The organism is Pseudomonas sp. GW821-FHT02A11, from assembly GCF_059421985.1.
The window spans coordinates 153,478-174,168 of sequence record NZ_JBWKWB010000003.1 but is presented as its reverse complement, the minus strand read 5'-3'; the positions used below and the strand labels follow the sequence as shown (position 1 = coordinate 174,168).

The following is a 20,691-nucleotide window of genomic DNA, read 5'->3' as shown; positions in this document are numbered from 1 at the left end:
GTATTCCAGCATTGTACAATGCCGTTTCCACAGACAGGGAATCAAGGGATGACCTGCAGTTAGCCTGCATTGGAGCGGTCAGGGATGCGCCCCAGCTTGGCTAGGGCGGTGGGAAAGGAGGGTGGTGATTATTAGCAGACCATCAACGTTTGCTGCTATCCAGCCCGGCACGCCACTCGGTTGCCGTCGCCAGTGCAATTCGATCCAGCAATTGAACATCGACCGGCTCCAGCTTGCGGTCACGCAGCCACTCTCCGATCGCCTCTGAAATGTCGTCCATCTCACCTGCGCCCAAGCCTTCGATGTCGCTCAGAAACATCGGGAACTCGTCTTCCGTTGGCGCATACGCCCCGGGGCCAGCAGGCACGCACATGGCTTCATCAGCAATGTAGGTGTCCGAGACCCAGTAGCTGTAACCGGCGATGAAAGCGACATGACCTCGTGGGGCTTCGCGCAGTGCTGCCGCCAGCTCAATACCCAGCGCCGACATTTTCTCGAAGGCGGTTTGGACTTCCGGATAGATGCTGTAGCTGGTGACCTTGGAGTCGCTCAGGTCGACGACTTGCGATGGTTTCTTGGTCATCTTGGTACCTTCGTAGGCTAAGCGGCATGAGTTCCAGCGGAGCCCACAGCTATCCATCGTGGAGCTAGGGCTTCTAACTGGGTGTTTTGAATTGAGATGTTTCAGCCCGGCCTTAGGCCTTTGGCTTGTCTTCGATCCGCTTGGCCTCGTTGAGCTGGTCGAGCAGCTCCCGCGCGGTCATGCAGAAGATCTCCTCGTCATCTGCGGAAGGGTCAGTCGAAACGCGATAGACGCCGATCAGGTTTTGCTCCCAGTCCTTTTCGTCGGGCACATCGGCGCCGTCCTCGTCCGTGAGCAGCATGTAGATTTCGCCAGCATTGCGGCGCAGCGCCTTGCACCCGCCGCCGGTTTCAACCACTTCAAAACCGCTCAGGCCAGAGGTGTTGAAGGCTTCTTGCCCGATCAACTGGTTGCCGGCGGGCAAAGTGAAGCCAACTGCGGTGAGGGTGTTCTGGATTTCGGTGAGGTTGGCCATCTTCGTGATCCTGTAGAGGAAGTTCGCTTTGATGAGCCATCTTCAGGCCGCCCCTGCTGTGGCAGAACCGGGTCCTTACTTCAGTTTCGACTGGCTGGCGCTCAACTCTCCCCACTCTGCGGAAACCCGGCCGCCTCGCTGATCTTGCTGGCTGTTGCGGCAGCATCCAAGCCTTTACCCCATGACTGCTGCATGTAGAAAGGTTGCCCCTCTACAACACCGGCGGCGTCCGAGTACGGAATTCCGTGATGGTCAGCGATTGCCTGGGTTACCGCTTCTTCCCACTCTGTATAGGTGCTCATGCGGATGCTCCTGTTTAAACCGATGGACTGATGAATTCCTGAATTGTCTGGCGGAGGGGCGGGTGACAGAAGCGTTGCAGCCCATCACCGAGCGCGAATGCCAGGCATCAAACGGACTGCACCCCTGCGTCAATGTCAGGACAGCGGTTTGGCTTCGGACCCCAAGTCCAACCTCAAACCTCCAGCCGTCCAATCAATCGACGTGAAATCCTCACTTGGGGAATGAATGGGCCGTGGTTTGCAGGCCCGTCAGCAGTAGCGGAAATAGCAGAGATGGCCCACACGTGGCCATCTGCTGGATTGATTGAGACAGGGGAGGGGATTACGCGGAGGGACAGTCAACCGGGTGTTGCGCAGTGCTCATGGTCGGCATCCCCGAGCCATTGGCAGCTTTCTCGATGGAGCTGACAGTCGCCAGGCATCTGTCATTGCTTTTCGTAACGACGGTACCGACCCAGACCTGGGAGCGTTTAGGTACCAGGTTAAGCCTGAGGTCTTCATAAATTCCGCTGCGTTTGGCACTCGCCACGGATTCGGAGGACATCATCTCTGTTGCTGGTGCCAATCCATCCGTGAAGGTCACCGTGCTGCCGGTCTGGGAGACGATTTCAGGTGCTGCGGGGGTTGTAGCCCCAACCGGGTTGTAACCGATCCCTTGCACGGCCGGCGGCGCGCCGACTGCTGGAGAAGGGGCATTGCATCCAACACGGTGACTGCTTGTCGAGCAGCCTGCCAAGACGATCGTCATCAGTAGCGCTGCACTTGCGTGTTTTCGATTCATACGTAGCTGGCTCCAGGTCTCATCGAAGGATGTGCGGGTGGCGTTGAATGGCATTTCCATATTAACGAGCCATTGATTCAAACACCGCCCAAAACACCCCATCGAAATCCGGACTGAGGACACCGTCCATGCATCTAGCCCTCAAGCTGGGTACCGAATCAGGCCACTAGCCGTACTGTAGGGACGATTCGACCAGTTCACGGGCGTGAGTCTTGTCAGTTGCGTAACCCTCGCTGACCAGCCATTCACACGCGGATGTAATCCCAGCCGATTTGGCTGCTGCCTTGATCGTTCCGGCTAGACGCTTTGTAAGTCCGCCGGGCTCAATAATTTTCGGTTTGACTTCCATCTTTTCGCCTCTGCGAGTTCGGAAGGGCGCACTGGATGTCCGCCCTGGAAAATGTACGTCTCATCCTGCAGGGGCGGTGGGCGTGTCAGAACCAGCGGACTTTGGAATTTCAGCACCCTGTTTTGGGGAGTGATCTCTGCCGGCCTGGCTTACGATGAGCTGCATCTCAATTTAGGATTGCTGCGATGAGCCACTACATGACTGGAGTCAGGGGTCACACCTTCGAATGGAAGAGTGCTCAGGAAGATGTCCGCTTCGTCATTGACGTAGAGGCATGGAGACTCATAGCCGCCCAGGTTCAGCGTGATGACGCCGGCGGTGTGTTTTCGCCCGCCACCCGGTACGAGATGAAGGAGCTTGAGCAGTTCTTTGAACGCAACACCTCGTATTACACCCAACCGCTTGAGCATGATCTCAGTCCCTGCGAGGGCGAAGAACTCCCGGACTGGGTAGCTGACTGCTGATCGATGTACCACGCCGCAATCCCAGAGAGACGTCGCTATGACCAATGAAACCAATGTCGTCCACTTCCCTGAGCGCCGTCACCTGCGGTTTACGGAGCGCCAGTTAGCTGAGGTCATTGAGGCTCTGGAGGCCATCGCACCCGCCGCGCAGGGTCTCCACCAGGCCAGAACGATCGGTGTGGAAGTGGTGGTCCCTCACGAGATCGAGGAGGCCTACATTTTGAAGCACGGCGAGGATGGGCAACGGATCATCGACCTTTTCATCGAAACGCAGGTGTATGAAGGCGATGATGGTCTTGGAAACCTGGAGCTCTTCGTTGCTGGTGCAGTGCAAGCGGTAGAAGTCATAGCGCCGGCAGCGAGCGCTTTGTTCCAGGCACGAAAGCTAGGGCTCGAAGTGCTATTGCCAGATTCTGTAGAACAAGCATATGTCCATAAGCATGGAGACGCTGGACAAGAAGTCGTCGACCTCCTTCGAGGGAGCGTCGCCCTCTGAATGGATGAGCTTAAACGGACATCTACCCGTGTATTGATGTCCGTTTCGCTAATATTCATCCAACGCGGCTATCAGCCCTTAAGTACGAGATCTAGCAGCGGGTTTGCCATGGGCTCCAGGCCTTCAGTGTGGGCCGGCCTGCCACCCTCAACACCCCAAGCGTAGAGTTCCGAGGTTGTTGGGGTCTTCAGCCCACGCTCTGCCCGGTAGGTCTTGAATGCCTTGAAGCTGATAGGCAGACGGAAGCGCAGCCTCATTCCATCCCACGGGTTGGTCAGCCGGCTCAATGGGTCAAGGCGATCTAAGTTGTGGTTACCGGTGTAGATGTCCAACCCTCGGGAGTGAAGCTCTTGAGGAATGTCTTCCAGTCCCAGACCGGTGAGGGCAATGATGTCGAAAATGGTGTCTGTACTGAGAGTGATGAACAGGTTTGCCTGGATGTGCTCATTGGGAGTCAGGTAGCAATCCCATTGGTGGGCGTGCTTGTTGGTGACCCCGATAAAGTGTTCCATCCGGATCTTGTCCCTGGGGTCTGGGCCGTGCTGCTTGTGGGCTGGCTCGTAGATGTAGCCGATGTTGCGCGTGTTATTGCTCCGCACTCCCATCATAGGCCGACCACTCTCCGTCCGTGGGAGGCGGAAACGCGCATGGTTGGCGAGCAACAGGTCGTCGAGGATAGCCGGCAGATTCTTGGCAACAGCCTTGTAAAACCACTTTTTGACATCCTCCTGCCGCTGAGCGAAGTCCGCTGCGACCAGCCCCTTAATGATCTCCACCTGGTTGTGTCTCGCTGTGTAGTGGGCGTCAGCAACCAGACGCTCCGGGGTATCCAACGTGCCGACCGCGATCGATTTCAACCCTGCTACGAACAGCCCTTTACTCGATTCCCCTTGGCTGAGCGTCAGTGCGCTGTGCGAGTCCTGTCCGATCTGCAACTGTCCGGCTTGTGTCACCGATTCAGGGATATACAGAAACTCATCAGGAACGTCGCTCGCGAATCGATCTTCCATCCAAAGATTGGGGTTCGATTGGGTTGCCCAGTTCGGCTCTGTCTCGTGGAAGGATGCGGCCGTCAGTTCCTTACTGGTGCGCGGAACCAGCGAAACACTCTCGCTGAGCAATGCCGGGTATTGATCCCTAGTTGATTCCAGCTTGTGAGCAATCTTCAGCATCGAACCGGTGGCCAACTGAGGCTCAACTTCACCTTGCACGAAATAGCGCTGGCGGCATTGATCGATGAAGAGTTGGAGCCACAACAGTTCTCGGTCACCAAGCTCGCTGATGTTCGCAAGTACCGGCAGGCCTGCGTGTGTAGGCAGCGTCCGATCGCGCGGCTCACTCTCCTGGGCCCGGCGGTCACGATCCAGCCATTGGATCTTCAGAAGCGAGTAGGGGAAATGACTGCCATCGATCCGGTATGCGTTGAACCGTTCATTGCGCGACGCCATTCGCTCCTCTTGCAGCGGGTGCTCGAACTTGCCCTTGTCGGTCAGTGCGATGATGCGGGTACCGGTACGCACAATCATCACGAAGTAGCTGCTCGAGATGCGCTCGCCGCGAATGACGCACAGGGAGAAACCTGTAGGGATCTGGTAGGCGTGCATCAACAGGTCTTCGATACGAGCGATTTCGTAGATATGACGTCCCAGCTTTGCCTCTGATGCTGGCGCGGGAACCCCGTCTTGAATCATCAAGCGGGTCAGCCGGTCGATTGAGTTCAGCGCATCGAGGCCGATGCTCCCGCCCTCGCTGGCTACGAAACTACGGGTTGCCTGGTATAGCTGGGACCGTTCTTGCTCGCGGTAGTACGCCAATGAACCTTCGGCATATGCCAGAAATTCCTCATGCAGCTTAGCAACCGGGGACTGATCAAACAGTGCGTCCAGTTCATTCATCGTCGCCAGCGCGCTGGAGAGGCGCTCAGAGCCCTTACGGTACTCGTCGAGGGGGAAGCGTAGGGCTCGGGCGTAGAGAGGCACCTGCGAGCGGATCAGGAGGGTGATGATGGCCTCATCGCCAGTCTTGATAGCCGCCTGGATGCGTTTGTTGGCGTCGTAGAGGCTGAAGCCATCCATTTCCGAACCGAGGGCGAAGGATTCCACCTTCTTACCGGTCAGGCGTTCCCAGAGGGCGATAGCGTCCGCGCCCGGCTGTGGGGATGTGGTCTGGTTGTTCATGCTCATACTCCACTGGTGCTTCTGGTGGCCCGGCGCTTCAGCTCTGCAACCTTCAGCTGCCGTGCGCGCCCGATTGGGTTCTCAGGCTTCAAGCATGGGTATTCACTCTCTGCTTGCAGCTCTGGATTGCGTGTAGTTTCAGGCCGCTTTCCCTGTGGCAGAAGCATCGGCGGGCGTTCCCCTTATGGCTGTTGAAGTCCCTGGCAAGGTTCAAAGCCACAGTTCGCCTTTCAAATCTGGAGTCCTCACCTCGGAATTGAATTCGACCCCTCAGACCAGAGCCAGAAATCAAAAATGCCCGACGGGTGCCGGGCATTCAGGTATGTGCTTGAGCAGGTAGGTAGAGCGTTGATCAGCGGTAAGGAAGCCGAATGTTCAAGCAGGGTGTCAAACCCCTTTTAGAGTGGCTCGGTGTTTGAGCCTCTTCCTAACCGCCAGGAATATCGAGACGAGCCACTTTGTGGTGATACTAGATGTGCCGTTACAAGTTAAAACCTAATGCCGCGCCTTTTAGGGTGTCGATCTGCAAACTCTTCCCTTGCCTCATGCCAAGGTCCCCCTGTGCGTTTATGCTTAGCCCAGAGCTTATGAAATCGTAACTCGAGGTCCTTAGTAGAAGGCGCAGATAGAAACTCAAGACATGCACGTTCTAGGCCGGGAACACATAAGATATTAAATTGAGCGCAATCGAAATAATCGTCTACTCCATCATCATCTCTATCATAGTGACGGCTACCATCGTCACCTTTGGGAAGCTTTTCGTCTTCATTGAGTAATATCCATCGCATCGCGGGGATATCAATTAGGGCCAATGCAAGATAATGTTCAAAGCCCGCTTGGTCGCCAACAGCATATTTACAAAAAGCGATAGTTGGAAGCGCTAAGTGGTATTCACTTTTGATATGTCTTATGGCTTGGTTGGCTGCTTGGTAATTACCTTGAGTTAATAGCATAAGCGGATAATGGATTGAAATGCCCATAGAGTCCCACGGGTCGATACGAAGTATTCTTCGGGCGTCTCGCAGGGATTTCTTAAGATCGCCAAATTCCCATAGGAAGATTGATCTGTGATAAAGCAGAGCCTGATACAGTTGATTATCGCCGAATTCATGATCCATCAACCCTCGAAATCCCTTTGGAATGATCTTTTCTAAAAGTTCTATGGTCTGATCTACAATTTCAAATGCCTCATAATCCTGGCCCTCGCTTTGCAAATCAATTGCACGGACAAGCGCCCCCTTCATGAAGCAGGGCTGTCGCAAAAGGGCTTCTACAATCCACGTCTGGTAAGGTGATTGAGATTGGAAACTTTCTAGCTCCTCAGATAGGGCATGGCATGCACTGGAAGGTTCGAACACGCCACTTTTCCCGTTTTCTGATACTTGAAAACTGTAAAGAGGTTTAGAAGCATCAAGAAGGTTTCGCGATTCAACCTCGCGCCATGAGTTCGCGTCGCACAATCCTGCGCAAACCGAGTTGCGAATTGCCTCGAGTGATATTGAGGTGAAGTTTGATATCCTTTCGCTGAATGTCGTAAGGAGTTGGAGTCTTTTAGCGTCAAGCGGCACCTCTGCATCCTCTGAAACGAACAAAGTTGCCATGTCTCCTAACTTCTTAAATCGTTCTTCTTTTGTATTTGAGTCGGTAACATCAATAAATGATTTTAAGGCATGATTCATGCCGTACCAGTTCAAGTAGCCGGCCCCAATTGCTATGGCTTCAAGGCATTTGGTTCGAGGTGCATCCCACACCTTTTTCAGTAACTTGGAGGCTAGTTTGATTCGGTCAGTAAGCTCTTCGGCAGCCGTTGCAGGGTCATCGGCCCAAAGAAAATAATGGTACTTGCTGAGTTCAAAGCGACCATTCGCGTCGAAGAATGGGGAGAGACTATCTCGTTCAGACATTGTAGCTCCACAGTGGCGTAAGGTGATCAGCCCGCTTAATCAACGCCTGTATGGAAGCTCAGGTGATGGATAGACACTTATCAAGTCGCTATGGCTGTTTTTCCGTTGCGGGCGGATGGCGTGCGACTGTAGCCGGACGCCATTATACCGACGAAAGCCTTTTCATGCATCTGGTAGCTGAGGGCGGGTTCGATGTCCTTTCTTGTACGAAACAAGGCCTACGATGGTAGAAAATGGTTCGTGTTGGTCCGTCGGTGCCAGGCATTTAGGGATGTGCAGGAGCAGGTAGGCAGAACGTAGATCAGCGGGACGGCAGCGGGGGGACTGATTGAATTCCGCGGCCGTTGACCTCGGCCAAGATCACCGCGCGCACCGCATCGAACTCCGCTTCGTCTTTTGCGATATCCACCAGCTGCTGTGCATGTTGCTCCTCAGGAAGGAATCTGAGGGTGAGGGCGACGTCTACTTCCCAGCACATGGCAAAACCTTGGAAGATCTGGAGCTGTTTATCCGACATGCGCTTCAAGAAATCAGCCAGATCGGGCCTGACTCTAGAGTCGAACGCCCAGTGGGATGCTTTCATGACCTCCTCGCGACCGGCCACCCGTGAGAAAACGTAGTAGGGGTGTTCAGTCGCGGCCATTATGAACCTCTGTGTGTGGGGGTAAGTGAGGATATTCTCCTTTGGCTTCCCCTGTGGCAGAAGCGCCGGCGTGTGTAGAGCCTCTATCACCCAAGCCCTCTGTGCGGAAATCAAACCGCGCTACGCCTTCCGTTCCCGTCCAGAAGTCTGAAGCCTGCCTTCGGGAATGAATTCACCCACACTCGCCGGCCGAGCATGAAAAAGCCCGGCGGGTTCCGGGCTTCGTGAAGGGTTGATCGGGCCTGTTACTTACGCTTGAGCATTCGCCGGTAGGAGTGAATCGACAGCCCCGGCTGCAGCACCCGGAGCATTCTGACGCCCCAGTGCACACCGGCCGCCTTGTATAGGACCAGCGACGTCACGAACGCCAGGATGTAGATCTGTGGCACGTACACGATGACGAACGTGATCACCTGACTGAGGATGTGGCTGGTGTTCATCTGGATACTCGGGATCAGTGTGCTGAACCGCAGATCCACGAATGCGGAAGGGTGCAGTGTCATGAACAGGTCGAGAAGCACCATGCCTGGCACGCTGATCAGAATCAGACGCCCCCACGAGCCATCCGCCCAATTCCATAGCCGGGGCGCGATGAGCCAGAGAATGAATCGGTTGAACATCATGCCGGCGAGCACCCAACACCCGAGCTGCCAGTAGTCATGGTAGTTATTGGCCCGGTAGAGCATCCACGAAATTGGATGAGCTTCCATTTGAAACCACTTGCCCACCTCGAACAGTCCTAGCATTCCCTCATTCCCCTGGAGAGGTTTTGGTACGCCACGGGTCAGGATTCCCATAATCGCGTACAAGCAGGCCAGCACCTTGAACAGTGGGATCGACATCCCCAGCACCGCCTTCCAGCGGAAATCGCGACAGGTGGATTCAACGTAGTCGAACGCTTTGTACCGTGATGACAGGAACGACTCAGCGTCATCCGCGCTGATAATCCCTCTGCGCACCGGGGATGAGCGAGCAACGCTAACGCCATCATCGGTTTCCTTGATCAGCTCGCGTGCGATCTTACTGCTCGATGCCGCGTCGACCTTCTTGATGTCCTGGAAATCCTTCACGCCCTCGACGGCCTTTTTGAATCCCCCGCTCAGGACGCCATCCAGGTGAACAGGTGTCAAGCCCGGCCCAATGAAGCGGCAGTTGCCTGAAATCGACTGGTAAGTGACCGTTGCTTGAGCTGCAGCAACGTGACCTGTCGCCGCGAACACGTTCGCTTCATCTGTGGCCTGAGTTCGCTCAACCCTGAACACGGAATGCCGCTGGGGCGTGTTCATGATCTCGGTGAGGGACTCATTCATCCAGCCGGCAGTGAGATTGCTCCACCGGTAGGAAACACTCGTGTCGACGTAGATATCGAGGTGGTACTCATAGATCAGCTGGCATGCACCGTTGCACGTACCGCAGGTCACCTGGCCACGGCGACAGTTATTGCAGGTCTCGTCTCCAGACCCATGACACGTGTAGCAGTTCGCGCTGCCCGTCGATGCGCACTGGTAACAGGGTTGGCCAGCCAGGCCGCTGCCATTGCATGCGCTGCAGCTGTGTCCTCCGCGACTTCCTACTCCTCCGCAGTATGAGCAATGGCGCGTATGAGCGGTTCGCCCTGTGCCGCTACATCCCATGCAATGGACCTTCCGCGCTCCGTGGCATCGGCTGCATTGGATGCGAGCCGTACCGTTGCACCGGTGGCAATTCACGGTACCGTCACCCGCACACCCTTGGCAGTTTTCCAGCGTGCAGCAAACCTGACTGTCACTCATCAGGAAGAGTTTGGTGGGTTCTCTGTACAGGTTCGCGTTGCCCAACAGCTGCTGTTCCGTGAGTTTTCGAAGCAGCCCGGGTTCAGCGAATAGTTCTCGCTGGCGCTGGTTGAACACTTCCGGCAGCTGTTGCGGGTAGAACATTGGACCTGTCGCGTAGCTCACTGGCCGCGAAACGTAGGTGCTTGAGTAGGAGGCTTTGACGGTGTAGACGACATCTGCACGGTGTTGCTCGATCTCCTTGACGGCGAACGGCTCGATGACCGGTACACCGAAGGCGTCCTCTGCTTTGGACGCCATCGCCCGCGCGATATCGTTTGCTGTGAATCCTGATGTTGCTGGCATTTCCGCTCCCTGGAGGAGATATCGGTTGAGGGTATCTGGTCGTCATTTTGCCACCATCGCGTCTTGCTTCACAAAGATCCGCGCTTTCCATCACCAGGCATCAACGGCTCTGGATCGAGGGATAGCGCAAGGTTGGCCACGTGATGGTGGAGCGATTAAAGGGTATGAGGCACGGAGATGTGCCAGAAGCTCGTGACTGTTGATCTTCGGTCCCTAAGACTGGCATTGGTGTACCGATTGTCCTATCCAAAGTGGAGGTCTGAATTTCACTACCTCAGTTCGGACCTCAATTGGCAGTACATGAACACGAGCAACAAAAAGGCCCAGCGTGTGCCGGGCCTGACGATTAAAAGGAGAGGGGCGTGCTGGCGCGGCGTCTTAAACCGTTCCATCCTGGATGAAATCACCGAGTCCATGAACCTCGTCTGAGGTCAGACCCTCATGGGTTTCTGAATCGGTCAAGATGTCACCGATTTCGCACGAAATGCCGTTCCCCACCAGCCCACCGGAAATGCAATTGCCCAACAGGCGCAAGCCCGCAAGAACCGCGTCGTACTCAGCTTTGCTCAATGCCGGCAGTACGATGACGCGTTCATCCGACGACGCCTTCAAGACGTGGGCGAACTTGATCACCAGGTCTGGGTAGTCAGCTAGAACCGCTCGCGTTGGCACCGAGGGCTTATCGTGAATCTCTGGCGCGTCGGGCTCGTTGAAATACAGGGCGTTGTTCAAGAAGGCATGGTGAACGTCGATCAGCGCCGCTTCCGGGGTCTCGGCATCAGAGAAACCAGAGTGTTTGCCGTAGCGCACGTCCCATTTGCGGCCGTGGTCCACCAGTCGAATGACCTGCGCTGCGGCGGCGAACTCAGCCTGGGTCAGCAGGTGTGGGGCCAGGATGGCGGGAGTGAGCGTTTCAGTTGGGGCAGTTGATTGAGTGGCTTGCATGTTGTGGTCTCCGGGGCTGTATTTGATGGGGACCAGTATCAGGGGCGGGGGAGGGTGTCAGAACCCCTTGCAGCAATCCCTACACAGCTTTGTTCTTGACTGCGTATCTGTGCAGCTGACCAAGATTCTCAACTTCATCCCGGGCCAACGTTGCATATGGCGGTCTGATCCCTGACCTCAGGTTTGAACTGGAACGATACGGTCATACATAGAGCGCAGATCGGGGTAGTCCGCTAGAACCTCAAGGCTTGGCATCGACAGCCGGTAAGTGAGGCCTGCACTCTCAGGGAGGTTCTGCTTTAGGGCCAACTCAACCTCCGACCGATGGATAGAGGCCTTGGCGTCGTCGGCCGTATCACCCTTCGCCCACGACAGGTATCGACCGTGGCTAATCTCCCAGCAGTTGGGACTACCATCCACGGGAATTGCACAGGCACGCTCAAGGAACTGGCCCAGTGTCATAGCGTGGGGTGCCAGGTTTCCTATCCGCAGGCGCTCATGCATGGCTTCGATTTCAGGATTCATGGTTCGCACGCTACGAGTTCGATCTGGATTGAGGGTGTGTAACGCCTTCATCCCTCGGGTTTTGCCATGGTGGCGCTGACACGGCTCTGAATGCAATAAGGCCCGGACTGTGCCGGGCCTTGGTATCTCGATAGGCGTCAGATCCCCGCTAAGGCAATCAGGGCATTGTAGTCATCACCGTCTGGAGCCTTCTCAGCAGCATCCAGTTGTTCCATGTGCTGGCGCATGGCTGTTGGCAGCGCCAAGAGTGATTGCAGGCCTGCACACGCCGCCCGAATGGTGTCTTCACAGTTGCCCACCATCATCTGGTAAGCGTCCTCCGGTCTTTCGCTGCCGCCGACGAATGCCAGAATGCGCCAGTAGATCCCGGCATACTCTCCGCTGGTCAGCGTAATGTCGGTGCGGTCACTTCCGTGGGCGATGTCATAAGCCTCGCAGTTGACGGATGCGACCACGAAGCCTTCAGTCCCATCTGCCTCGACGCTCACGAGCGACATCCCCATCTCGGACTCATCGAAGCAGTCCATACCAGCTACAGCGCTCAGCACCGATTCATCTTGCATGGGGTGGACTGGCATGTAGGCCACGTCGTTCTCGTAGTTGACTCGGATGCAACGGGCGACAGCGAAGCTCGTGAACTTGATGGCTGCTTGGGGGGTAAGGGTCGACATTTTGGTGTGCTCCGGAAGGCTGAGTTGATGTGGGGCATTCTGTGGGTGGAGCCGGTGTGCCAGAACCACCCCGAATGGTCGCGACCTCGACGGTTAAGCGTTGGCCTCAAATTCTGCGAAGTAGCGATCCAAAGCCTCACCTGGGTATTTGCTGCATTCCACTTTGGAGATAGCGCCAACCTCAGGCTCGTCGCTGGTGTCGGTGTAGGACCGGTGAACGCAAATGACCTCTACGGGCATCTCTGGATGACAGGTGATCTTCGTGCCGTCGATGATGTCGATCACAATTCGAATCGGCTCAATCTCTGGCGGCGTGGCCGGCATGAGTTCAGGTTTGGCGATTGGCTCGAAGAGGCCTGGGGCGCAGAGCGCTTCGAAAGCGGCGACACAACGAGCGTTGTACTCAACAGCGTCCATCGCATCCGTCCCCTCGTTGGCGGTCTCAATCAATGCTTTGAGGCCGTCGAGGCGGGTTTGCAACGCAGAAATGTGGGAGTTAAGCGCTTGCTCGCGAGTGTGGATCTGCCCCTCAACTGCATGGGAAAGGCTGTCAGCCTGACTGCTGGTCACGAAGCCTGTCGAGCGCAGGGTGGCGAAGAGGTGTTCATACAGAGACATGATGGATATCCAACGCTGGTGATGTTGGAGCTATCATCGGTGCCTATCGAGTGTGGCAGAACCCACTACTGGGCCACTCCGGCCTCGGCAATAGGATCCGGAGCGCGACCCTCAGTTGTTACTGCTGACGGTAGGTACGGGTTGATTCCTCAGTCTGGCGCTAGTCCCTGAGTGAGGGAATGATTCAGCCGTGGGAGACTGGCTCAAAGGTAACCCGTGGCAATGTTGCTAACTCTTTGAAATGCCTACCAACCATGGCTATCAAGCGAAGCGGCAGGGCATCGTTCTGTCCTACCGGTCGCCCGGGAATGAGGCTACGCCTGTTCTGACTGAAGCTGGCGCTCGAAGTCGGCCAAGTGGGTGTCCAGCTCAGCACGCAAATCTGCAAGTGCCTTTGCCCCGTCCGGCGCGTGTACCAGATGAGTCCAGAGCAGCTGCATACCGGCCTCACGCTCGTCGCGGTAGAAGTCGCCGGCAAAGCCATTGCCTTGGGCCTTCTGCACCATGATCTGAAATGGGCTTACGTTAAATCCACTCATCTTTCGGTTCCTTCATCTGGGTTGAATCGGTCTTGTGGGCTGTATAGCTTAACGGGCTTGTTGGCTCGCCAAATGGCGCGTGTTCACCGATGGGCACGACGTTTTAAAGCGTTGCCACCTCAAGCCGCGCTTTGTTCCTCTTCGTACTCCTGCCGCCACCCTGCCCAAAGATCGGCTTCGATGCTGTCGTAAGTGTCGGCAATGTCTTGGCAGTATTGGCGGTACGCTTCTTCCTCCTCGAACTCCTTCATGCACTCATAGGCAGACAGCAGCTCTTCGGCACACCAGGTGGCAGATTCGCCCCGGCTCCATGCGTACACACAAGATGAAATCTGGTTTTCCATGACCTCACTCACCGTGTATGCGCGTTCGTCCATCATCGCGGCCAATGTCACGCGAGATTCCGCGAGCCACTCGGTGAATGGGACCGGAGCGAGAGGATGCGTCTTCCCCCAGACGGTAGTGAGCTTTGTGGTCGGCCCCCCGTGCATCTCTACAAGCCGCAGTTCGCTGTATACCAGATAGGCAGTTTCGTAGTGTTCTGCCAGCTCAGGCACGTCTTGCAGCATCAAAGGCGGCGTGGGGCCGTAATGGCGGTAGAGATGGACATCGTTATGCGCAAGCATGTGTACGGCGCTGTAGGCCGCCTCAAGCGCGGTAGCAGTTTCGGATTCGCATTCTTCAATGCTTCCGAACACGACGACATCAAGCCAAAGCATGCGGGCGGCGAGGGCTTCTTCAAAGGCTGGCGACATGGTGACGACTCCGAGTCATTGTTTGGACAGTGGAGTTATCATCAGGCCGGGCGGTGCGTGGCAGAAGCAGCCATGCTGCGCAGTACAGCTATAAGCCGGACGGACTTTTGGCGCGTGCGGAGGTCCGTATGACTGCGCTTCTGGGCTTCAATCCCAATATTTGGGCGTCACCCTCAGGCCTCGGTGCTCAGTCATTCAAAACCTCGCCCTGGTTGCCAATTCATCCCGCATTCGGAGGCAGGCTTACTGAAGCATCGCGGGTAAGACGCCATCACCTTTGATCAGGTGTTCTGCGTAAGCCGAGTTGTTCTCTTGAAAAGCCTTCTCACCCACGGCCACCCCGTATTCAATTCGGATGCCTAAATCCTTGAAGGTTCCGTCAGGGTTCTTCTTGGCAAGGCGGAATGAAACGATGCATCCCGTCTTGTTGCCGTTTGGTCTGATCACTGCGCCCGGCTCGCAGTTGGTGAAGCTGTAACGAGGATTTGGATAGACTTCGAACGTAGTCATGAAGCCTGCCGCTCCACCCTTGAAGCCCTTGGCAGGAAGGCCCGCCAGCCCCGACTGATCGGCATTCTGCAAGGCCCGATCATAGGCCTCGATTTTCATTCTCGCCCTCAGGTCGGAAAGAGAGTCTGCCGAATATGCGGTGGTGGTCCAGGATACGGCGGCAGCGATGATTGCTACACAGGTGGAAGTCTTCATATCGGCGGGGATCCCTGTTTTGTTTGGCCATGCCTGGCGACAGGGTAGGTTAGCAAGAAATCAGCAGATGTTGGCACGGGCGTAAGCATTAGCCGATCTGCTGTATTGCGATGCGTGAGCCTGAGGGTTTTAACGTCCTACCACCAGGCTCCCGCACGCAAGGGGTCGGACTAGGAGCCGTACCCGGTCAGTGTGTAGATCGTCTCCCAATTCTGTTCGCAGTCATCGCAGGAGGTTGCTTGACCAATGGAGTCGCCGTTGAAAGTGAGGTTTGTCCCGGAGAACGTCACATTGACCGAATTGCACCAGGGACACGCGAATCCTGCTGGATGATTTATGTAGAGGTGGTCCGGGATAGGTTTCTCAACACGCTTGAGTTGGCCAGCAGGCGGGCTCATGCAGCCACCTGTTGTTCGAAGTTGTTTCGAACCTGGATCGCCTCGGGGATGAGGATTCGGAACGTAAACCCGGGGTCCAAGCTGAAAGACCTTGTGTCGCCACGACCGGCTGCAATGCGGCCTGCGTATTGGTGTGCCTTTTCCAGCTGCAGGAGGGAGAAGTAGGCTTCCTCTTTGATGTTTGGGTTAGACAAATCGGTACAGAGAAGGGCAGTGCCGCCGTGGTTGTTGCTAAGGCCGAAGGTCATCACGACGTAACGCGGTTCACCTGCCGGCCGGAACACTCTCCCTTCGATCAGGATCAGTTCGAGTGCCCATCTGTGCAGGTAGTCGCCAATAGCCGATTTGCCTTCGCTCACGGACACAAAAATGCCGAGGTCATGTCGGCTCATAGTCACGCTTTCAGTGATCAGGGAAACCTCGCTTCCAGGATGCGTGAACTCGTAGTCGCTACCACGCGCCGTGTGCCCCTGACGTGTACAGCCGTATACCTTGCAGTCGGTCCACAGCTTGCCCTCGAACCAGCGGTATTCGATTGGCCCTGTATCCAGTTCAGGGCTTACGTTGGTCTGGGAGCTGATGATTGCGATCGGTGCGGCCATCGGCTCGACCTCGCGCAAAGTCAGCACTTCAACGCCGTCATTGAAGCGCACACGCCGTGGGTTGCGGCAACGAGGCGGAACGATCTGCTCGACATAGCTGAAATTTACGGTCAGTTGCATGGTAGGTCTCCTGTGAATTGAGACCAGGTTGCGCGCATCGTCCATGTGCCAGAACCCTTGCAACTGGTGATTCTTGTCCATAAGTCAGATCCGAAGGTTAGCCTTGAGCGGGAAACAAATCCTTTCCCTCAGCGGGATTCTGAGTGTTCCGTATTGAAGTGAGGCTCCATACCCCGTATCCGGGAGTGAATTCACCTGACAGATTCGGCAATAGTCGAGCGCCATTCAGCGACACCAGAGGCTCCGAGGCAAGGAAAAGAAAACCGCCAATCAAGGCGGTTAGTGGAGAAGCTGGTTAGGCTGCATCGCTTTCGAAGTCATCAGGAGGCCGTGCAGGCCTTGAATCACTCTTGGCCTCAGTTTCGGTCATCTCGGTGGAAATACGACTGTAGGCGCGTTGGCAAGCATTGAGATAGGCGTCATATGTCGGTTTAGCATTGAGGGTCTCTTCGGCCAGCGCCTGACAGTAATTGACCAGGAGGAATGGGGTATCGATTTTCATACCCTGACCAACGTGGTAATGGTGCCGGATTTCAATGACCAGCTCTGAATCGTTGATGCCTGAGCGCAGGATCTTGAAGGCGCCTTTGGATTCCTGTCTTAGCCTCCGAGACAGTGTGCCGTGGTGGTAACTGGTGGCTCCATCCAGCACCGAGGCAAGGGTTTGAATGAGGCTGTAATTCTGCCTCCACACCGTTTCTGCTTCAGTTTTCCGGCGCTTCAGCTCCGCGCACCAGCGCTCCTGGTACTCCTGTATTCCGAGTCCGCGGTAGCGCACATCCTCGAGCAGCCGGCGTTCAAATCTGTCGATGAATCTGTTCTGAGTGGTGGAGATGAACGCAATCAGCAGATCAAGGCACCCGAATGCTTTGAGGCGTGCTACCTGTTCAGACAGTGAGTGGCCAGCGTCCCACATCCATGCCGGCTTGAGGCATTCAATACGGTTTCGAATGTATTCAGCCTTGCTCTGTGTGTCGTGCAGGATCTGAACCCATAAATCGAGTGTGATTGCGCCAGTGCTATGGTCCAGTGGGAGCCTGGATAGGCGGTTGCGTGCGGCCCTCGCGTCGCTGCTGAGGTCGGGAAGTCTTTCCACTCCGAATGCAGGTGTGGAAATGCAAACATAGCCCTGTATGCGATCTGCAAAGGCATCAGCTTCAACAATCAGGTCGTTCAACCACGGTGCCTTCTCCGTGAGCCGGGACATAGACCCATGTTGGGCCTTGCTAAACGTGAGGTTTTTGCCCTTTGGCAGAACGAACCACCCGGCACCCACAGCGGCAATGATCGCTGCCACATCCTCATGGAGCTCGTCTGGGACATCTCGTTTCCTAAGTGCTGCTGCCAACGTCATGCCAATTCGGACGTCGCGATCGACGCGGCTGGCCAAGGCCATAGCTTCGCGATTGATCAGGGCGCGTGTGTTGATGGTCTCCATTGAGCCTCCTACGGTCGATGGGCAATCATCCATCGAGTGTCCACGTGCCTGAAGCCATCCTGCTCGAATCGTCCGCTTTCAAGCTGAACAGACATTCCTCCTGGGGTAGATGTTCGACTACCTCCCCAAAATGAAGTGGACCAATAATTTATTTCTACAAACCTTCAATTCTGGGGCTGTCGGTCGCCACTATTAGGGTATGGAGGACATGAAAGAATGAACCACGAAACGCTCAACCTCGTCCTTCAGTCCGCCTGGCGCTCACAGGTACTGGCCAGGCCCAATGACTACTCGCTTGAGCAGTTTAAAACGGTGGTGTTGAAGGCGCGCGTCAACTCGAGCCAGATCCTAGAAGCGGAATTCGTTGCAGAACTGAATTCTCTTTCAGCCCTGGTCAGCAGCAACCAATCACTGACTCACCGATTACTAGAAGGTATTGATCAGCAGATGGATTCTTTACAGGCAGCAAGCCGGCGAGCGAGTGACGCTCGAGCCGGTGACCAAGGACCTTCAGCCATATACATTCCCAGCTTTGGGAGCCGAGCCTCGTTTTTTGCCGAGGGGCTTTCCTCAATGGGGTTGCAGATCCTCACTATGGATTTGAATTCGAGCCCAGATCCGGTAGCCGAGCTGGGGGAACGAATGCCGACCTCAGGTCTGGTCCTGGTCGGAAGTGATGTGGTTTCCGACCCCGAGGCATGCCTGACGCTGGAGCGGCTGGCCAGCCATTACGACAGTGATCTCCTCGTGGTTATTGCAGTCGAATCGACGTTGTCATTTGATCAGCGGCTGGTGGCATCTCGCTTTGGCGCGGTGAGGCTGCTTGGGCTGGACGCCGATGTCAAAGCTCTGCGAACGCTTATTCGCAGCCGTGCACGTGATTCACAAATCAACGGGTACAAAGTACTGCTGCTCGATGACTCAAGGACGGACGCCTACCACGCGATCAAGTACATGCGTGAAGAGGGTATGGAGGTCATGCACATCATGTCTCCAGCTGAGGTTCTGGATGCCATCGAGGAATTTCGGCCTGATGTGGTTGTAACCGACTTTCACATGCCCGGCGCTAACGGTGACCAGGTGGCCAGCGTGATCCGCCAGGACAATGATTCAGCCATGCCGATCGTTTTCCTGAGCAGCGAACGGAATGCTGAGAAGCAATTGATGGCGCTTTCAAAGGGAGCGGACGCGTTCGTCAGGAAGCCGCTGAAGAAGGGCGCGTTCTTGACTGCGCTTAAAGCCCTCATCTCGAGATCCAAAGCATTCGAATCGCGGATGCGCCGTGATCCCCTGACTGGGCTATTAAATCATGGGCAGCTGATCGCATCCGCATCTCGGGTTTGTTCGGCCGGGGTTCCAATCCATCACAGCATGGTGATGATCGATATCGACCACTTCAAGCAGGTGAACGATACCTTCGGCCATCCGGTAGGCGACAAGGTGCTCATGGGGCTAGCAGAAATCTTGTCGGACAACCTGCGGTCGACGGATTTCATCGGGCGCATGGGGGGCGAGGAGTTTGCAGTGGTTATGGTCAACGCTGGCGTTGACGATGCCAGGAATGTGATTGACAGAATTCGGGATCTGTTCAGCAGTCTTCAATTCGAATCTGGCTTCGAGGACGGCGGCATGAGCGGCAAATGGTTTGCGTGCACCTTCAGCGCGGGTGTGGCCGCCCTGACCACCAGCACTGCGATGGCGATCAAGGCGGCAGATGAAGCGTTGTATCGCGCCAAGCATGCGGGAAGGAATCAGGTCGTAGTCGACTGCTAGTTCCGAAGCCTGACACTGGAAATAAAAAGCCCCTTCGTAAGGGGCTTTTTCATATTCGAGGTTCAGGCCTGGAAGCTCTGCTGGGGATGCAGAACATTGAGAGGGTGGACATTGGATGGCAACGGGGGCTCTGTAAATGTACCTTCTGAAATGTCCTCGTCACCTGCTACCCCTTGGATGTCAGCGGGCTCATCAAAGGTGAGTTGCATCAGTACCCGCTCCATTGCCTCATTGGAATCGAACTCGGCTTTGGGGAAGTCCTGAGGCATCTCCACCCGATCAAGGATGTGTTTCATATCCATGTAGAGGAGGGTAGGGCGGCCCCGCATCAGTTTCACCAGTTCAAGAAGCAATTTCTCGTTCTGGACCACTGCTGCGTGGCAGCGCTGGCCTACGTTGCCGCGAAGCAGATTCAATCGGTTGGCTTTCAGCAAAGTCTCGTGGTCAGAGACTGGTTTGAAGAAGTTGCCTTTGTTCGTCATCTGCAGATATCGCAGGGCCAGGTCGTCGAAATTTTGCAGATCGTCCATAGCCGCGTCAGACGCGGATTTCAGAAGGATTTGCTCCGCTGCGCTACCAATCAGCAGCATGTGCATCCGCCAGTAAAGCATGTCCGCTGTCGACAACAGATTCAGATCAGTAAAGATCTTGGCCGTACGTTTGTTCAGATCCAGGTGGGCACTGAATGAATCGGCAATCAGACAATTGCTGCCTTTGTACGCAATGATCCGTGCAGCCTGATGGACCATGAGACGGCTCATATCCGCCATCGTTACCTGAAAAGCCGGCCGTTGCTCAGTAGTCGGGGTAAACGCTGCGGGCAGAGCGACCGCGGTACCCAGTGTTGCGCCCAGACCGGTTTGTTCTGCTTGGGGTTTCGGGCGAAGGCCCGATGCCCAATATCCAACGGCCAGCAAACAAAGAACGCCGACTGTCGTTGCCGTGTAGAAAACGTTCTCGGTAACCAGGCGATAGGCAGGGGTAGCACACACGTAAGCGCACAGGCAAATCGCGGTGGTGACCCATACGAAGGTAAGGCCTCGTTGAAAGCCCTCACCGATTGCGGCCACGACATTGCCAGCTTTCGCTTTGGCAATGGCGCTGACCATGAACGCAAATCCGATCAGTAAGGACAGGACAATGGCGGACAGGGTTGCAAAACTCACCAGCTGATCAGGTTTATCCGTGGTGACGTAGCGGGCGACCACGTAGAGGCCGATGGTTGCTCCCGAAAGTAGGAACGGGAAGAACCAGGCCGGAAGCATCCGGCCCGCATCTTTGAGATTATTCCAACTGCTCATTGTCCTGCTC

21 protein-coding genes are annotated in these 20,691 nt (G+C 55.7%); 3 read left to right on the top strand and 18 right to left on the bottom strand.

Translation table 11 applies throughout. The features are described from left to right. Positions 1 to 142 precede the first annotated feature (142 nt). From AC07V9_RS05745 to AC07V9_RS05730, 4 genes are all read right to left on the bottom strand, one after another. Entirely contained in the window at positions 143 to 583 is a 441-nt protein-coding gene (locus tag AC07V9_RS05745; protein ID WP_495014750.1) for a hypothetical protein, read from the bottom strand. A 112-nt stretch (positions 584 to 695) separates the two neighbouring features. Continuing rightward, entirely contained in the window at positions 696 to 1,058 is a 363-nt protein-coding gene (locus tag AC07V9_RS05740) for a hypothetical protein (RefSeq protein WP_495014749.1), read from the bottom strand. Positions 1,059 to 1,159: 101 nt separating this feature from the next. Then, positions 1,160 to 1,360, bottom strand: a complete 201-nt coding sequence (locus tag AC07V9_RS05735; RefSeq protein WP_495014748.1) for a hypothetical protein — start codon at positions 1,358 to 1,360, stop codon at positions 1,160 to 1,162. 322 nt (positions 1,361 to 1,682) lie between these two features. After that, a complete protein-coding gene (locus tag AC07V9_RS05730; RefSeq protein WP_495014747.1) occupies positions 1,683 to 2,201 on the bottom strand; it encodes a hypothetical protein in 519 nt (172 codons plus the stop codon). Positions 2,202 to 2,675: 474 nt separating this feature from the next. Between AC07V9_RS05730 and AC07V9_RS05725 the strand changes: the two genes are divergently transcribed. Beyond that, positions 2,676 to 2,954 (top strand): hypothetical protein, encoded by a 279-nt coding sequence (locus tag AC07V9_RS05725; RefSeq protein WP_495014746.1) that lies wholly within the window; start codon positions 2,676 to 2,678, stop codon positions 2,952 to 2,954. A gap of 37 nt (positions 2,955 to 2,991) precedes the next feature. After that, the gene (locus AC07V9_RS05720; protein ID WP_495014745.1) at positions 2,992 to 3,450 is read left to right on the top strand and encodes a hypothetical protein; all 459 of its coding nucleotides are present in this window, start codon (positions 2,992 to 2,994) and stop codon (positions 3,448 to 3,450) included. A 71-nt stretch (positions 3,451 to 3,521) separates the two neighbouring features. Here the strand turns inward: AC07V9_RS05720 and AC07V9_RS05715 are convergent, their stop codons facing one another. The 13 genes from AC07V9_RS05715 to AC07V9_RS05655 all read right to left on the bottom strand — a co-directional run bounded on the left by AC07V9_RS05715 (position 3,522) and on the right by AC07V9_RS05655 (position 17,607). After that, the gene (locus AC07V9_RS05715; RefSeq protein ID WP_495014744.1) at positions 3,522 to 5,627 is read right to left on the bottom strand and encodes a hypothetical protein; all 2,106 of its coding nucleotides are present in this window, start codon (positions 5,625 to 5,627) and stop codon (positions 3,522 to 3,524) included. 488 nt (positions 5,628 to 6,115) lie between these two features. Beyond that, positions 6,116 to 7,531 (bottom strand): hypothetical protein, encoded by a 1,416-nt coding sequence (locus tag AC07V9_RS05710; protein ID WP_495014743.1) that lies wholly within the window; start codon positions 7,529 to 7,531, stop codon positions 6,116 to 6,118. A gap of 301 nt (positions 7,532 to 7,832) precedes the next feature. Next, positions 7,833 to 8,174: a hypothetical protein gene (locus AC07V9_RS05705; protein WP_495014742.1), complete on the bottom strand. Its 342-nt coding sequence runs from the start codon at positions 8,172 to 8,174 to the stop codon at positions 7,833 to 7,835. Positions 8,175 to 8,419: 245 nt separating this feature from the next. After that, positions 8,420 to 10,291, bottom strand: coding sequence for a hypothetical protein (locus AC07V9_RS05700; protein ID WP_495014741.1), 1,872 nt, complete (start codon positions 10,289 to 10,291; stop codon positions 8,420 to 8,422). Positions 10,292 to 10,669: 378 nt separating this feature from the next. Continuing rightward, the gene (locus tag AC07V9_RS05695) at positions 10,670 to 11,236 is read right to left on the bottom strand and encodes a hypothetical protein (RefSeq protein WP_495014740.1); all 567 of its coding nucleotides are present in this window, start codon (positions 11,234 to 11,236) and stop codon (positions 10,670 to 10,672) included. Between the two features lie 177 nt (positions 11,237 to 11,413). Further along, positions 11,414 to 11,761 (bottom strand): hypothetical protein, encoded by a 348-nt coding sequence (locus AC07V9_RS05690; RefSeq protein ID WP_495014739.1) that lies wholly within the window; start codon positions 11,759 to 11,761, stop codon positions 11,414 to 11,416. A gap of 137 nt (positions 11,762 to 11,898) precedes the next feature. Beyond that, the gene (locus tag AC07V9_RS05685; protein WP_495014738.1) at positions 11,899 to 12,432 is read right to left on the bottom strand and encodes a hypothetical protein; all 534 of its coding nucleotides are present in this window, start codon (positions 12,430 to 12,432) and stop codon (positions 11,899 to 11,901) included. Positions 12,433 to 12,525: 93 nt separating this feature from the next. Beyond that, a complete protein-coding gene (locus AC07V9_RS05680) occupies positions 12,526 to 13,050 on the bottom strand; it encodes a hypothetical protein (protein WP_495014737.1) in 525 nt (174 codons plus the stop codon). Between the two features lie 314 nt (positions 13,051 to 13,364). Beyond that, positions 13,365 to 13,589: a hypothetical protein gene (locus AC07V9_RS05675; RefSeq protein ID WP_495014736.1), complete on the bottom strand. Its 225-nt coding sequence runs from the start codon at positions 13,587 to 13,589 to the stop codon at positions 13,365 to 13,367. A gap of 119 nt (positions 13,590 to 13,708) precedes the next feature. Then, positions 13,709 to 14,344 (bottom strand): hypothetical protein, encoded by a 636-nt coding sequence (locus AC07V9_RS05670; protein WP_495014735.1) that lies wholly within the window; start codon positions 14,342 to 14,344, stop codon positions 13,709 to 13,711. Positions 14,345 to 14,587: 243 nt separating this feature from the next. Further along, positions 14,588 to 15,049 carry a hypothetical protein gene (locus tag AC07V9_RS05665; RefSeq protein ID WP_495014734.1) on the bottom strand — a complete coding sequence of 154 codons (462 nt, stop codon included), beginning with the start codon at positions 15,047 to 15,049 and terminating at the stop codon, positions 14,588 to 14,590. 394 nt (positions 15,050 to 15,443) lie between these two features. Next, entirely contained in the window at positions 15,444 to 16,169 is a 726-nt protein-coding gene (locus AC07V9_RS05660) for a DUF8359 domain-containing protein (RefSeq protein ID WP_495014733.1), read from the bottom strand. Between the two features lie 295 nt (positions 16,170 to 16,464). Then, the gene (locus tag AC07V9_RS05655) at positions 16,465 to 17,607 is read right to left on the bottom strand and encodes a hypothetical protein (RefSeq protein WP_495014732.1); all 1,143 of its coding nucleotides are present in this window, start codon (positions 17,605 to 17,607) and stop codon (positions 16,465 to 16,467) included. Positions 17,608 to 17,823: 216 nt separating this feature from the next. On the opposite strand from AC07V9_RS05655, the gene AC07V9_RS05650 reads away from it, so the two are divergent. Next, positions 17,824 to 19,380, top strand: a complete 1,557-nt coding sequence (locus AC07V9_RS05650; protein ID WP_495014731.1) for a GGDEF domain-containing protein — start codon at positions 17,824 to 17,826, stop codon at positions 19,378 to 19,380. Positions 19,381 to 19,442: 62 nt separating this feature from the next. Here the strand turns inward: AC07V9_RS05650 and AC07V9_RS05645 are convergent, their stop codons facing one another. Beyond that, a complete protein-coding gene (locus AC07V9_RS05645; RefSeq protein ID WP_495014730.1) occupies positions 19,443 to 20,681 on the bottom strand; it encodes a hypothetical protein in 1,239 nt (412 codons plus the stop codon). Positions 20,682 to 20,691: the final 10 nt, after the last annotated feature.

Coding starts and splice junctions, on each gene's coding strand:
- AC07V9_RS05745 (WP_495014750.1), bottom strand. CDS start 583: ATGACCAAGAAACCATCGCAAGTCGTCGACCTGAGCGACTCCAAGGTC.
- AC07V9_RS05740 (WP_495014749.1), bottom strand. CDS start 1,058: ATGGCCAACCTCACCGAAATCCAGAACACCCTCACCGCAGTTGGCTTC.
- AC07V9_RS05735 (WP_495014748.1), bottom strand. CDS start 1,360: ATGAGCACCTATACAGAGTGGGAAGAAGCGGTAACCCAGGCAATCGCT.
- AC07V9_RS05730 (WP_495014747.1), bottom strand. CDS start 2,201: ATGGAAATGCCATTCAACGCCACCCGCACATCCTTCGATGAGACCTGG.
- AC07V9_RS05725 (WP_495014746.1), top strand. CDS start 2,676: ATGAGCCACTACATGACTGGAGTCAGGGGTCACACCTTCGAATGGAAG.
- AC07V9_RS05720 (WP_495014745.1), top strand. CDS start 2,992: ATGACCAATGAAACCAATGTCGTCCACTTCCCTGAGCGCCGTCACCTG.
- AC07V9_RS05715 (WP_495014744.1), bottom strand. CDS start 5,627: ATGAACAACCAGACCACATCCCCACAGCCGGGCGCGGACGCTATCGCC.
- AC07V9_RS05710 (WP_495014743.1), bottom strand. CDS start 7,531: ATGTCTGAACGAGATAGTCTCTCCCCATTCTTCGACGCGAATGGTCGC.
- AC07V9_RS05705 (WP_495014742.1), bottom strand. CDS start 8,174: ATGGCCGCGACTGAACACCCCTACTACGTTTTCTCACGGGTGGCCGGT.
- AC07V9_RS05700 (WP_495014741.1), bottom strand. CDS start 10,291: ATGCCAGCAACATCAGGATTCACAGCAAACGATATCGCGCGGGCGATG.
- AC07V9_RS05695 (WP_495014740.1), bottom strand. CDS start 11,236: ATGCAAGCCACTCAATCAACTGCCCCAACTGAAACGCTCACTCCCGCC.
- AC07V9_RS05690 (WP_495014739.1), bottom strand. CDS start 11,761: ATGAATCCTGAAATCGAAGCCATGCATGAGCGCCTGCGGATAGGAAAC.
- AC07V9_RS05685 (WP_495014738.1), bottom strand. CDS start 12,432: ATGTCGACCCTTACCCCCCAAGCAGCCATCAAGTTCACGAGCTTCGCT.
- AC07V9_RS05680 (WP_495014737.1), bottom strand. CDS start 13,050: ATGTCTCTGTATGAACACCTCTTCGCCACCCTGCGCTCGACAGGCTTC.
- AC07V9_RS05675 (WP_495014736.1), bottom strand. CDS start 13,589: ATGAGTGGATTTAACGTAAGCCCATTTCAGATCATGGTGCAGAAGGCC.
- AC07V9_RS05670 (WP_495014735.1), bottom strand. CDS start 14,344: ATGTCGCCAGCCTTTGAAGAAGCCCTCGCCGCCCGCATGCTTTGGCTT.
- AC07V9_RS05665 (WP_495014734.1), bottom strand. CDS start 15,049: ATGAAGACTTCCACCTGTGTAGCAATCATCGCTGCCGCCGTATCCTGG.
- AC07V9_RS05660 (WP_495014733.1), bottom strand. CDS start 16,169: ATGCAACTGACCGTAAATTTCAGCTATGTCGAGCAGATCGTTCCGCCT.
- AC07V9_RS05655 (WP_495014732.1), bottom strand. CDS start 17,607: ATGGAGACCATCAACACACGCGCCCTGATCAATCGCGAAGCTATGGCC.
- AC07V9_RS05650 (WP_495014731.1), top strand. CDS start 17,824: ATGAACCACGAAACGCTCAACCTCGTCCTTCAGTCCGCCTGGCGCTCA.
- AC07V9_RS05645 (WP_495014730.1), bottom strand. CDS start 20,681: ATGAGCAGTTGGAATAATCTCAAAGATGCGGGCCGGATGCTTCCGGCC.